The sequence below is a fragment of the Microbacterium wangyouchuni genome, assembly GCF_051546305.1.
GTDB lineage: Bacteria > Actinomycetota > Actinomycetes > Actinomycetales > Microbacteriaceae > Microbacterium.
Genome location: NZ_JBPTMA010000008.1, coordinates 1 through 12968, shown reverse-complemented (window position 1 = coordinate 12968; position 12968 = coordinate 1). Strand labels below are relative to the sequence as shown.

11 protein-coding genes are annotated in these 12968 nt (G+C 65.6%); 8 read left to right on the top strand and 3 right to left on the bottom strand.

Features of this window, described 5'->3' with window-relative positions:
* Positions 1-115 precede the first annotated feature (115 nt).
* Both ACSS7Z_RS14300 and ACSS7Z_RS14295 read left to right on the top strand, forming a co-directional pair.
* Positions 116-481: a DUF5684 domain-containing protein gene (locus tag ACSS7Z_RS14300; protein ID WP_438255543.1), complete on the top strand. Its 366-nt coding sequence runs from the start codon at positions 116-118 to the stop codon at positions 479-481.
* 40 nt (positions 482-521) lie between these two features.
* Positions 522-1145, top strand: a complete 624-nt coding sequence (locus ACSS7Z_RS14295) for a histidine phosphatase family protein (protein ID WP_438255542.1) — start codon at positions 522-524, stop codon at positions 1143-1145.
* A gap of 5 nt (positions 1146-1150) precedes the next feature.
* On the opposite strand, the gene ACSS7Z_RS14290 is transcribed toward ACSS7Z_RS14295, so the two are convergent.
* The gene (locus ACSS7Z_RS14290) at positions 1151-2050 is read right to left on the bottom strand and encodes an NAD(P)/FAD-dependent oxidoreductase (protein WP_438255541.1); all 900 of its coding nucleotides are present in this window, start codon (positions 2048-2050) and stop codon (positions 1151-1153) included.
* A gap of 52 nt (positions 2051-2102) precedes the next feature.
* Between ACSS7Z_RS14290 and ACSS7Z_RS14285 the strand changes: the two genes are divergently transcribed.
* From ACSS7Z_RS14285 to ccsB, 5 genes are all read left to right on the top strand, one after another.
* On the top strand, positions 2103-2507 hold the full coding sequence (locus ACSS7Z_RS14285) for a helix-turn-helix domain-containing protein (protein WP_438255540.1): 405 nt from the start codon (positions 2103-2105) through the stop codon (positions 2505-2507).
* Between the two features lie 82 nt (positions 2508-2589).
* Positions 2590-3231 carry a TlpA family protein disulfide reductase gene (locus ACSS7Z_RS14280; protein ID WP_438255539.1) on the top strand — a complete coding sequence of 214 codons (642 nt, stop codon included), beginning with the start codon at positions 2590-2592 and terminating at the stop codon, positions 3229-3231.
* Positions 3228-3962: a cytochrome c biogenesis CcdA family protein gene (locus tag ACSS7Z_RS14275; protein WP_438255538.1), complete on the top strand. Its 735-nt coding sequence runs from the start codon at positions 3228-3230 to the stop codon at positions 3960-3962. The genes ACSS7Z_RS14280 and ACSS7Z_RS14275 overlap by 4 nt, the downstream gene beginning before the upstream one ends.
* Positions 3943-5697 (top strand): cytochrome c biogenesis protein ResB, encoded by a 1755-nt coding sequence (gene resB, locus ACSS7Z_RS14270; protein ID WP_438255537.1) that lies wholly within the window; start codon positions 3943-3945, stop codon positions 5695-5697. Before ACSS7Z_RS14275 ends, resB begins: the two co-directional genes overlap by 20 nt.
* A gap of 9 nt (positions 5698-5706) precedes the next feature.
* Positions 5707-6678, top strand: a complete 972-nt coding sequence (ccsB, locus tag ACSS7Z_RS14265) for a c-type cytochrome biogenesis protein CcsB (protein WP_438255536.1) — start codon at positions 5707-5709, stop codon at positions 6676-6678.
* A 415-nt stretch (positions 6679-7093) separates the two neighbouring features.
* Here ccsB and ACSS7Z_RS14260 read toward each other — a convergent pair whose 3' ends face one another.
* A complete protein-coding gene (locus ACSS7Z_RS14260) occupies positions 7094-9265 on the bottom strand; it encodes a YhgE/Pip family protein (protein WP_438255535.1) in 2172 nt (723 codons plus the stop codon).
* Positions 9262-12030 carry an MMPL family transporter gene (locus tag ACSS7Z_RS14255; protein ID WP_438255534.1) on the bottom strand — a complete coding sequence of 923 codons (2769 nt, stop codon included), beginning with the start codon at positions 12028-12030 and terminating at the stop codon, positions 9262-9264. The genes ACSS7Z_RS14260 and ACSS7Z_RS14255 overlap by 4 nt, the downstream gene beginning before the upstream one ends.
* Before the next feature lie 125 nt (positions 12031-12155).
* Between ACSS7Z_RS14255 and ACSS7Z_RS14250 the strand changes: the two genes are divergently transcribed.
* A complete protein-coding gene (locus ACSS7Z_RS14250) occupies positions 12156-12788 on the top strand; it encodes a TetR/AcrR family transcriptional regulator (RefSeq protein ID WP_438255533.1) in 633 nt (210 codons plus the stop codon).
* The last annotated feature ends 180 nt before the right edge of the window (positions 12789-12968 follow it).

Sequence of the window (12968 nt, the reverse complement as noted above, 5' to 3'; positions counted from 1 at the left end):
AAGGGAACTCGCCCATTCTACGTGGGCGTGCCACCCTTCGAAGAGACAACCTCCTCGGGTGGGTAGACTCCGTCGCAAGAGGCGGACAGCGCCTTTCACACAAAGGAGTGAACCCGTGGATTCAAATCTGGTCACCGAACAGCTGTTCTCGACGAGTTCGGTGCTGTTGGGCATCGTGGTCTACGTGATCTATGCGATCACAATGTGGAAGGTGTTCGCCAAGGCAGATTATCCGGGCATCCTCGCTCTGATTCCGATCGTCAACTGGATCATTCTCGTGAAGATCGCCGGGATGAGTGGCTGGTTCGTGCTGCTGTATCTCATCCCGATCGTGAACATCGTCTTCGCGATCGTTGTGGCGTTCAAGGAGGGCGCCAATTTCGGCAAGGGCGGTGTCTTTTCGTTCTTCCTGCTGTGGATGTTCCCCTTCATCGGGCACTTGATCATCGGGTTCGGCTCCGCGAAGTACCGTCGCGTCTGAGCGACGACACGGTGTCTGGGGGATCCCTAGACTGAGCGGTATGCCTGCCGAACGCCTCCATCTCGTCCGCCACGGTGAAGTGCACAATCCGGGGCGCGTGCTGTACGGCCGCCTCCCGCATTACCGTCTGAGTGAAGACGGCAAGCTGATGGCGCGCGCCGCAGCCGAGCACATCGCCGATCTTGGGCGACCGGTCACCTCGTTGCGCTGCTCGCCGTTGCAGCGTGCTCAGGAATCCGCCGAGCCGTTCACCCAGGTCTTCGGGCTGGAAGCGGCAATCGACGAGCGCGTCATCGAGCCGACGAACGTGTTCGAAGGCACGCAGATGCGGCGATCGCTGCGCGACCCGCGCAACTGGTGGCATCTGCGTCGTCCCTCTGTGCCCAGCTGGGGCGAGCCATACTCGTCGATCGCCGAACGCATGCAGCAGGCGATGAACAGTATCTGGGATGACACGGTCGAGGGTGACGCGGTGATCGTCTCTCACCAGGCGCCGATCTGGATCACGCACCTGCGCGTCGCTGGTCTCCGGTTGCCGCACGACCCCCGAACCCGGCGCTGTGCTCTGTCGAGTGTGACGTCGTTCGAGCGCGTCGGCGACGTCTGGCGAGAGGTCAGCTACGCCGAGCCCGCTTCGGGGGGAATCGACCTCGGCGCGGTCTGAGCCCGTCAGGCGCTCAGCTCTTGGACGACGAACGACGCCGCCAGCTGTCCTGCGGCAGCGGCTTGAATGACGGATGCCATCGGCCCCGGCATGCTCGCCCGGTGCGCAAGATCGCCCGCGGCGAAGACTCCCGCAACCGACGTGCGGCCGAAATCATCGATCTCGATGCAGCCGCTTTCGAGCATCCGCAGCCCGAGCTGCGCGGCGAACGGGGTGCGCTGGTGGAAGCCGCCTGCGGCGAGGAACAGTCCCGCCACGGTGTGGCTCTCCTCGCCTGTGACGACCGTGACTCCGCCGTCGTCTGCGGCCTGCACGCGGTCGACGACGGCCGCTGAAACACGGGCACCGGCTGCCTCCAGTGCGGAGATCTCTTCGGTTGCGGGTGGGGTGTCGATCGGGAATACAGCGATGCTCTGGGCGATGCGCCCGAGCATGCCGAGCAGGTGCTGCGCGCGCGGACCGGCACCGATGATCCCGATGGTGGCATCGTGAAGTTCATGGCCGTCGCAGAACGGGCAGACGAATGCGCGTCGTCCCCACAGCTCGCCGAGTCCGGCAATGTCGGGCAGGTCATCGACGAGTCCGGTGGCGAGGATGATGCGACGGGCGCGTTCGCTGCAACCATCGGGGAAATGGACGGTGAAGTCGTCGGCGCTTCCGGTGATGGCCGATACGGCACCGCGGGCCACGGTGACATCGCGATACGCCGCAAGCTGTTCGCGAGAGCGTGCGCGGTAGTCCGCGGGGGCCGTTCCATCATCGCCCACCACATTGTGCATGTGCGCGACGGTGCCGTTGCGGTACTCGCCGGAATCGACGACCATCGTGCGGCGGTGCATCCTTCCCAGCGTGAGTGCCGCCTGCAGGCCTGCGGGGCCGGCGCCGATGATGATCGCGTCGTACATGAGATCTCCTTCTGATCTTGTGTTCTCGACCAGTGTGTGACTTCATGTCAACATGAAGTCAAGTTCGAAGCATCCGTGGTCTGTCGGCGAAGTCGCCGAACGGTTCGACCTGCCCACCAACGTGCTCCGGCACTGGGAAGCCGTCGGACTCCTGACACCCGCGCGCGACACCGCGGGGCGGCGACGCTACGGTCAAGACGAGATCGTGCGGATCGCGGTGATCCAGCGCAGCAAAGCGGCGGGGATGAGTCTGGAGCAGATCGCGGTGCTGCTCGATGACGGCAGAAGCGGTCGGCACGAGGTGCTCTTCGCGCATCTGGCCGACCTTGACCGCCGGATGCTTGAGATGCAGCTGTCGAGGGCGATGACCGAACATGCCATCAGGTGCAGCGCGCACGACATCACCACCTGTCCGCAGTTCCGCGCCGGAGTCGAGGATGTGCTCGCGAGATTCTAAGAACCAATGTGCGTGCGGTGCCGACAGGGGAGTGGCCAGAGCATCCAGAGCACCCATAGGATCTCGCGCCTAAACTGGGGTCGTGCCTCTCGCCTCGACGAATCGTGACGGCCGCCTCTCCCGCACTCGACGTTCGCGTCGGATGATCGGAGCCGCGTTCGCCGTGCTGTCCGCTGTCGCCCTGAGCGCGTGCACACAGGACTCCGTCGCCGAGCAATACCTCGAAGGCAGTGACAAGGGGTACATCTCCGCCGATCTGACCGTCGTGGAGATCGCGCCGGACGACCGCGGCGAACCCGTCGAATTCGGTGGAGTCACCGAGAACGGCGACGAGTTCACCAGCTCCGAGATCGCCGGAGACGTCACCGTCGTCAACTTCTGGTACGCGGCCTGCGGCCCGTGCCGAGTCGAGGCGAAAGACCTCGAGGCCGTCTGGCAGCAGTACGAAGACGAAGCCGTGTCTTTCGTCGGTGTCAACACCTACGACCAGCCCGACACCGCCCGCGCATTCGCTGACGAGTACGGCATCACCTACCCGAGCCTCATCGACGTCGACTCGGGTGATGCGAAGCTCTCCTTCGCGGAAGTCACCCCCATCCAGGCGACACCGACCACGCTCGTGCTCGACAAGCAGGGACGCGTCGCCGCTCGGATCATCGGCCAGCTCGACGGGCCGAGCATCCTTTCCACGCTCGTGAGAGACGCGCTCGCGGAGAGCGCGTGAACACTCAGGAGTTAATCGGCTCCGGGGCCCTCTGGCTGGCGATTCCGGTCGCCATGCTTGCCGGGCTCGTGTCGTTCCTCTCGCCCTGCGTGCTGCCGCTCGTGCCGGGATACCTCGGTTTCCTCGGGGGGACAGGGGCAACGACCCGAGGCACACGTGGACGCCTGGTGCTCGGCGTGCTGCTGTTCATCCTGGGCTTCAGCGTGGTCTTCATCGCGTTCACGGTCATCGGCGGCACGGCATCAGTGTTCTTCCTGCAGTGGGGCGACATGATCACCCGCATTCTGGGCATCGTGATCATTGCCATGGGCCTGATCTTCGTCGGATTGTTCGGATTCATGCAGCGTGAAGTTCGGCTGCAGGTCAACTCCAAGACCGGTCTCATCGGTGCGCCGCTGCTGGGCTTCGCCCTCGGTATCGGGTGGGCTCCGTGCATCGGACCGACCCTTGCCGCCATCACCGCCGTCTCCTGGACCCTCGGTGACCCCGTGCGCGCCGGCTTCCTCGGGCTGGCCTACAGCCTCGGCCTCGGCATCCCGTTCCTGCTTGTCGCCCTCGGGTTCGGCTGGGCGACGAAGGCGATCGGGTTCCTGCGCCGTCACATCCGCATCGTGAACATCGCCGGCGGCGTGCTGCTCGTCCTGCTCGGCGTGCTCATGGTTACCGGCCTGTGGACGGACATCATGTCGCGCCTCGGGGCGGTGATGGGCAGTGTCATCCTCCCGCTCTGATTTCTCCGCTCACTCCCAGAACAAGAACAAGGATGCCGTGAACAACGACGCCTCGGATCCGCTGCGCCCCTCCGACCACATCGACGGCGATGGTGGCAGTATCAACCAGCCCAAACTGGGCTTCGTCGGCTGGTTGCGGTGGGGATGGCGTCAGCTGACCTCGATGCGCACAGCGATCATCCTGCTGCTGGTACTGGCAATCGCTGCCATCCCCGGCTCAATCTTCCCGCAGCGGATGGCCGACCCGAACGGCGTCACCCAGTGGCAGACCGACAACCCCGATCTGTTCCCTGTGCTCGATGCCATGAGCCTGTTCGACGTCTACCTGTCGCCATGGTTCTCGGCAATCTACCTGCTGCTGTTCATCTCGCTCGTCGGCTGCGTCATCCCGCGCATCAAGCATCATCTGAAGGCGCTGCGCTCGCGTCCGCCACGCACACCTGCTCGGCTGCAGCGACTCGAGGACTACCGCGAGGTCACCCGACCCATCCCGGCTGGACAGTCGACGGGCTCCGACTCCGAGGCAGAAGCATCCCGCTCGGTCGATGTCGCACAGAAGCAGCTGCGTGCGCTCGGGTACCGCGTCGAACGCTACGACAAGGGGCGCTCCTTCTCAGTCTCGGCAGAGCGCGGATACTGGCGTGAAACCGGCAACCTCGTCTTCCACCTCGCTCTGGTCGGCGTACTCATCACCGTCGGCGTCGGCGGCAGCTTCGCATACACCGGCCAACGTGTGATCGTCGAGGGGCAGACCTTCGTCAACACGCTGCTGGATTATGAATCGATGAACCGCGGGCGATTCGTCAGTGACGATGCACTCCAGCCCTACGCGATGACCCTCGACTCCTTTGATGTGACGTACCAGGAGTACGGCTCCGCAGCATCCGGTCAGGCGGGCAATTTCTCGGCCAACGTGACCGTGCGCGAAGACGGCGAAAGTCGCGAGGAATCAGTGCGGGTGAACCACCCGCTGGGCCTCGCCGGAGACAACGTCTACCTGCTCGGCAACGGCTACGCGCCCACGATTACGGTGCGAAACGCCGACGGCGACGTCGTCTACAGCAACTCGGTGCCGTTCCTCCCGCAGGACAACAACATGACCTCGCTCGGTGTCATCAAGGTCACCGATGGGATGCCGCAGCAGCTCGGCATCGCGGCATTCTTCTACCCGAGTGCTGCGCGTCTGGACACCGGTGCTTTCACATCTGCGCACGGCGATCTCCTGTCGCCGTTACTCACCCTCGACGTCTACGAGGGCGACCTCGGGATCAACGAGGGAACGCCGCGATCGGTGTACGTGCTCGATACCGGGGAGCTCACCAAGCTCACCGGCCGCACCACCGATGTGGATTCGATCGAACTCCTTCCCGGTGAGACTGCCGACTTACCGGGTGGCCGGGGCACGATCACCTTCGAGGATGAAGCTCCCGCCGGTGCGACCACATACGAAGACTCGGTGAAACGCTTCGTGTCGCTGCAGATCCACCATGACGCCTCGGCCGTATGGGTGCTCGTGTTTGCATTGCTCGCATTGGCCGGACTCATGATCGCGCTGTTCGTACCGCGCCGGCGGATGTGGGTGAAGGCGACCGCAAACGACGACGAAGTGCAGCTCGAATACGCCGGGCTCGCTCGCGGCGAAGACCCGACCCTGGCCGCTGCCGTCGATGACCTCGTCGCCGGTCACACCCGGCTGCTCGATACCGACTCCACTCCGCAAAACCCACGAAAGTAGAATGGGATCATGCCCGACTTCGACTCTCTCTCGATCCTGTTCATCTGGACAGCGATCGCGATCTACGCCGCAGCATTCATCGCCTATGCGTTCGATCTTGCGCGTCGCTCCGAGGTCACCTCTGACGCACGCCTCGCGCGCGAAGCGGCACTGGTCGGTGCTGGCGGAGTTTCGGTCGACACGGCGGATACAGCATCCGCCCCGCCTGCCAAACCCCGCTACGTAATGGCGCGGATCGGAACCACGCTCACCGCGCTCGGCTTCGTACTGCACCTCGCCGCCACGGTGCTGCGCGGCATCGCCGCCGAACGGGTGCCGTGGGCGAACCTGTACGAGTTCGCGATGATCGGCACATTGCTGGTCGTCTTCGTGTATCTGCTCGTGCTCACGCGTGTGGACCTGCGTTATCTCGGCACCTTCATCACGGGGCTGGTCGTCGTGCTGATGGGCGCGGCTGCGATCAGCTTCTACGTCGGCGTCGTGCCGCTGATGGATCCGCTCAAGAGCGTCTGGCTCGTGATCCACGTGTTCGTCGCTTCGCTGTCGACAGCATTCTTCGCGCTGGCCTGCGGGCTCTCGGTGCTGCAGCTGATGCAGTCGCGCCGCGAGCGCCGTCTCCTCGAGAACGTGGACAAGCCAGGGCCGCGGTTCCTCAGCACGCTGCCGAACGCCGACCGGCTGGAAGGAACGGCGTTCCGCTTCGCGATCATCGGCTTCATCTTCTGGACCTTCACCCTCATCGCCGGCTCCATCTGGGCGCAGGATGCCTGGGGCCGCTACTGGGGCTTCGACGTCAAGGAGACCTGGACGTTCATCGTGTGGGTGCTGTACGCCGGGTACATTCACGCTCGCGCCACTCGCGGCTGGCGCGGCAACCGTTCAGCATGGCTGTCCATCGTCGGATTCACCGCGGTGATCTTCAACTTCACGATCGTGAACGTGTTCTTCAAGGGGCTGCACGCGTACTCCGGCCTGAGTTGAGTCGCGGGGGCTGTGTGCCTCGTCCCAGGTGCCAGACGCCACGGCGTCGCTGCGGCGTGGCAGGGCAGGATTCTGCTGTGACACGCCGCCCATGACACTTCCCGTCTGGGATTCGGGCCTGGTGGCCGAACGTGTTCTTCGCGGGGGCTGTGTGCCTGGTCCCAGGTGCCAGACGCCACGGCGTCGTTGCGGCGTGTCAGGGCAGGATTCTGCTGTGACACGCCGCCCATGACACTTCCCGTCTGGGAATCGGGCCGGTGGCCGTACGTGTTCTTCGCGGGGGCTGTGCGCCTCGTCCCAGGTGTCAGACGCCACGGCGTCGCTGCGGCGTGTCAGGGCAGGATTCTGCTGTGACACGCCGCCCATGACACGTCCCGTCTGGGATTCGGGCCTGGTGGTCGACGACCAGCGGATGCTACGCCGAGGCGAGCACCGCCTTCGTCGACGTCGTGCGACGCAGCGCCACGGCGATCGTGGTGCCCACGATCGACAGCACCCCCCACACGATCAGTGCGGCAATGGCTCCACCGTTCGCACTGATCAGACCGGTGAACGCCGGGGCTGTGGGAAGCGCAGCGCCGAGGGAGGCGAGCCACCCCGGCACAGTCGAGATGAGTCCGGTCGCCACCGCGATGACCCCGACCAGTGCGCTGATCCAGCGACCCACGCCGCCGAATACTGCGACGAGCGCCTGGTTCACCGCGGCGAATGCGACCCCGGCGACAACCGCAGTACCCGCGAACGCCCACCAGGTGCCGGCTTCATACTGCGCCACGATCTGCACGATCAGAGCGACGAGCACGCCCTGTCCTGCTCCGATCAGCGCGGCGGGCAGGAACGCCCGCAGCGTGAGTGCAGCAGACGAACGCCGTGAGGTCAGAGTGCGAGCTGTGTGCGCGCGCATCACGATGAAGGACGCCAGCCCACCGAACCACAGCACGACGGCAGCGAGCAGCGGGATCGCGGTTGGGCCGAACAGGGCGTTGCCGCCAGCATCCGATGACACCGGATCGGCGATGACCGACGCCAGTGAGCTGGATTCCTGATCGGTGAACGAGGGGAGGGAATCCGCCGCGGTGCGTAGGCCTCCGGCGAGGTCTCCGGTTCCGGTGGCAAGAGTGTCCAGTCCCGTTGCCAACTCACCGGCTCCATCAGCGAGCGCCGAAGCGCCCGTGCCGAGGTCAGTGGCACCGGATGCGAGCTGGCCGGCACCGCTGGCCAGTTCCCCTACGCCGCCGGCGAGCTCGTTCGCCCCGGCAGTCAACGCAGCAGCGCCGCCGCTGAGATCGCCGGCACCCGTGCTGAGCGCGGTCGCGCCAGCCTGGGACTGGTCGACGCCGCCAGCGAGCTGGTTTAGCGCGTCGGCGAGTGAGCTCGCACCGGTGCCCGCGGTGCGCAGCTGCTCAGCGATCGTGGCTGTGGCCTGGCCGTCGAATGCTTCGAGGCCTCCAGCCGTTCCGGCAGATGCCTGTGCGGCCGCGTCGGCCGCGCCCTGAAGCTGCGGCATCGACTGGGACATGCCGGCCAGCCCCACGCAGACCGGGTCGGTGCTCTCGCGGCCGGCGCACGCGGCGAGCAGCGCGCTCATGCCGTCGGCGAGCTGGTCAACGCCGGACTTCACCCCGACCGTCGCCTGCTGCGCGCCGTTTGCGGCGGTGAACAGCTCATCGGGGACAAGCCCGCTTGCGTCCAGCGCGGCTGCGCCATCGGTGAGGCCGGAGCCGAGTTCGGTGGCGCCGCCCGCCGCCTGGCGGGTGCCGTCGGCGATGGAGCCCAGACCGGTGGCCAGATCGGATGCTCCGGTGCCGAGCTGTGCTGCACCATCTCCGAGTTGCGTCACCCCGCCGCCCAGCTGGTTCGCGCCCGCTCCGAGCTGTGTCGCACCGGAGCCGAGCTGCGAGATACCGGAGCTGAGCTGAGTCGCACCGTCAGCGAGCTGGGCAGCACCGTCGGGCAGGGCTGCTGCGCCGTCGGCTGCGGCATGGGCGCCGTTCGCGAGCTCCAGCGCACCGGAGGCCGCTTCGCCGATCTGGTCACCGAGCGTGGTGAAGCCGACGAGCACATTCTCCAGGGTCGCCTCAGACAGCATCGTGCCGAGAGACGACGCAGCAGCCGCAGCGATCTGCGAAGTGATGAGATCATCGGCGATGAGTGCGTCATCCGGCGTGGCCACGACCATGGTGGCCTGTTGCGGCGTGGCATCGCCCGCGATCGCCTGACCTGCCGATGTCGCGGCCGTCGAGAACTCCGCAGGAATCGTGACGACCGCCTGGTAACTGCCATCGGCGAGCCCGTCGGCAGCGTCATCCTCGTTGGAGATCACCCAGGTGAGGTTCGAGTCCAGGTCGTCCGACCCCTCGACGAGCCCGGCGGCCAGCTGGCGTCCGAGCGGCGTGTACTGGCCGTCGATCGTGACCGGTTCATCGAGGTTGACGATCGCCGCGGTCATGCTTTCCAGCCGCTCAGTCGGGTTCTGCAGCGCAGCGACGAGCACGCCACCGATGAGCGCGGGCAGCAGCAGCACACCCAACAGCGTCAGCCAGGAGACAGGCCTCGACGAGCGGGCGCGTTCAATGAAGAGGGTCATGCGGTCACCTCAAAGGAATCGTTGTGAGTAGACGCCGATGGCGTCGAGATGTCGAGAATGTCGAGCGTCGGCCAAGATGCCTCCGCGAGGATGCTGCCGGCGACACTCGCATCGGCTGCCGTGGCGAACACCGCGAGTTCACGAGCGGATGCCGCATCCCGCAGCATCGCCGTCGCCTGATCGCGCTGCGCTCCGGTGAAACGATCGATGCTGTCGATGATGACGAGCGGTGAGCGCCCGCGCAGGGCCTCCTGCAGGTCGAGCAGCGCAGCATCCGCGTCGTCGACGAGCACGCAGCCGACGTGACTGCGCACCCAGGCTGCACGTCCTGGCAGCAGATGCCCGGCCACGCGCAATCGCCCGGCTGCCGGGGTGAGCCGGCCGGCGACGGCCAGGCTGAGCGCGCGTCGAGTGCGTGCGTTCAAGCCGGTCGCGACGGTGGCAGCGCCCGGTGAGATGCGCAGAGTGAGCGCGTTCGCGGAGTCGTCCGCGTCGAGAACGAGATCATCGACGGCTGCGACTGAACCGTCCCCGGGCCATGCCTGCAGATGCCGCTCACGCTCGACGGCCTCGCCCTCGATGTCGACGCTGGGCAGGATCTTCTCGAGCCAAGCTGGGATCTCCCACGCGCGTTCACCGAGGATGGCCATGAGCGCCGGGATCAGCGTCATCCGCACGAGGAACGCGTCGATCGCGATGCCGGCAGCAAGGCCGAGCGCGATGGGTTTGAGCGAGGAGTCGCCCTCCGGGACGAACGCTACGAAGACGGCGAACATGATGAGGCCTGCGGCCGTGACGACCTTGGCGGAGCCGGTGAAGCCGCTGCGCACGGCGCGCTGCGCGGCTGCGCGGCGTTCGGCGCGGTTCGGCGACTTCGAGGCGGCGTCGTGCACGAAGTCCTCGCGCATCCGTGACACCAGGAACACCTGGTAGTCCATTGCCAGGCCGAACAGCACGCCCATGAGGATGATCGGCATGAAGCTGATGATCGGTCCGACCTTCGCGACGTGCAGGACATCGGCGAGCCATCCCCATTCGAATACCGCGCCGACGACGCCGAACGCCGCGACGATGGAGAGCAGGTAGCCCAGCGCTGCGGTGACCGGCACCCAGAGTGAGCGGAACACGATAGTCAGCAGGATCAGCGACAGCCCGATCACGAAGATCCCGAACGGCAGCAGGGCGTCACCGAGCTGATCGGAGATATCGATCGCGACGGCGGTGAAGCCGGTGATTTTCACATCGATGCCGAATTCTTCGAGCCACTGGTCGTGGTGCGAGCGCAGTTCACGAACAAGGTCGCTGGTGGCCGGGTCATCCGGCGCCGTCTCGGGAATCACCTGGACGATACCGGTGTCAGCCGTCTCGTTCGGGGTGGCGAGTGCAACCTCCTTGACGCCGTCGATCTGGGCGACAGCATCCCCGAGGTCTTCCATAAGGGTGAGCGGATCGGTCGAGGTGACGATCGTTCCGGTGAGGACGAGCGGGCCGTTGAATCCCGGACCGAACTCCTCCGCTACGAGGTCGTAACTCTGGCGTGCCTCGTCGTCAGCGGCGAGCACACCGGCGTTCGGAAGAGCGAGGTTGAGGCTGAGCGCGGGAATCGCGACGGCGCCGAGGCCGACGACAATCGCGAGAGAGGTGAGCACCGGATGCTTCGTGATGCCGCCGACCCAGCGCTCGCTGAATCCGCGTCGGGTCTTCGCTTCCGTGCCCTTCTTCGGGGGCTTCACCCTCTTCGGGCGTCCGACGACGCGGCCCTTGAGGAACCCGAGCACGGCGGGGGTCAGGGTGACGGCGATCGCGACGGCGATGGCCACAGCGACGGAGGCCGCGATACCCATGGTCGTCAGGAACGGGATGCCGGCGAAGCCGAGGCCGATCAGTGCAATGAGCACCGTGATGCCGGCGAACACCACTGCGGATCCGGCCGTGCCGACGGCGCGTGCGGCGGATTCCTCAGGATCCACGCCGTCGCGCACCTGGTCCTGATGCCTGGCCATGATGAACAGTGCGTAGTCGATGCCGACGGCGAGCCCGAGCATCAGCGCGAGCAGAGGTGTTGTCGAGGACACGCTCGCGAAGGCGGTGGCGGCGAAGATGCCGCACATCGAGATGCCGACGCCGAGCATAGCCGTGAGAAGGGGGAGACCTGCGACCACGAACGAACGGAATGTGACGATGAGTACGAGCAGGGCGATCACAACGCCCACGGCCTCGGTCAGCGTCACCCCGGGGATCGAGATGGCGAACAGGTCACCGCCGAGCTTCAGCTGTGCAGCCTCCGGCAGCTCGCCAGCGAGAGCGTCGACAGAGCGGGTGAGGACATCTTTCGTCTCGTCGGAGACGTCGGTTGACTGACCGTCGAACTGCAGCTGCACGATGGCGGCCGTCTCGTTCTCATTGATCATTCCCTCGATCATCTCGTCGTAGGGCGAGGTGACCGCGAGGACGCCGTCGAGGTCCGCAAGCTCGTCGACGGCATCCTCGATCGGCACGCGATAGTTCTCGTCCGTGATCGAATCCCCATCGGCTGCGACGACGATGAACTGCGCATTCGTGCCGCTGACCTGGGGGAACGAACGGGAGAGCTGCTCGAGGCCGTCTTGCGATTCCGTGCCGGGGATCGAGAACGAGTTATCCGTGCCCTGGTTTAGGGCGAGAGCACCGCCTCCCGCCGCCGCGAGGATGAGCAGCCAGGCGACGAGTACGCGCCAGGGGTGGCGGAATGACCAGCGTCCGAGCGACGACAGGAGTGTAGACACGGAATCCTCCGAGACGAGGGGTGGCAAAATGGATACAGAGATGTATCCGATACATCTGTGTATCCTACGGTGGGTTGTGCACCAGAAACTGTGCGCCGGATGTGAAGCTGGTGAAGGAGGATCAGATGGCCGTTCCGATGACCAAGCGCCGTGAGAACACCCGCTCACGACTGCTCGAAGCAGCAACGCAGGTGTTCGCTGAGGTGGGCCTCGACGGTGCCAGCGTCGAGGCGATCTGCGAGCGCGCCGGATTCACTCGTGGCGCGTTCTATTCGAACTTCGAGTCAAAGGACGAACTGTTCTTGCAGTTGGCTTCCACGATCGCCGAGAAGCGTCTGACGCTCGTGCGCTCGCGCATTGACGAGTTCGTGGAGTCCGGGCTGCTCACCAATGACGCCGACCCGACCGAGCTCGTGCAGCAGGTGATGGAATCCGGTGAGGATGACCGCCTCAGCGTGCTGATGATGAGCGAGATCCGTATCCGGGCCCTGCGCGATGACGTGTTCCGGGCCGCATATCTCGCGCAGGATCAGGCGCTGACTGCGAGCATCGAAGGCATTATTCAGGGCATCGTCGACTCCGGGCTGTTCGCGTTGCGCGTCGATGTGGCGGTTGCTGCGCAGATGCTGATGGTGCAGTGGGAAGGATGCATGGGGCGCGGCGTGCTCGCCGGTCACGACGGCGAGAAGCTGCACAGTGTCGGCGCCGAGGCGCTCGGCCACATCGTCGAACTGATCATCGCTCCCGCCGAGGGGTGACTTCGCCCGCCGGGGGATGAGCTCGCCCCGCGAGAAACGTCCTTCTGCATGAGACAGGTCGTGTGAAGTCTCAGGACATTGGTGACGGTTGTGTCTCAGGACATCGGTAACGCTTCTTGCTGATTTGGTGGTGACACTTCGGTATGGCGTGATCGGGTGATGCCGCCGAATGAGCCGATC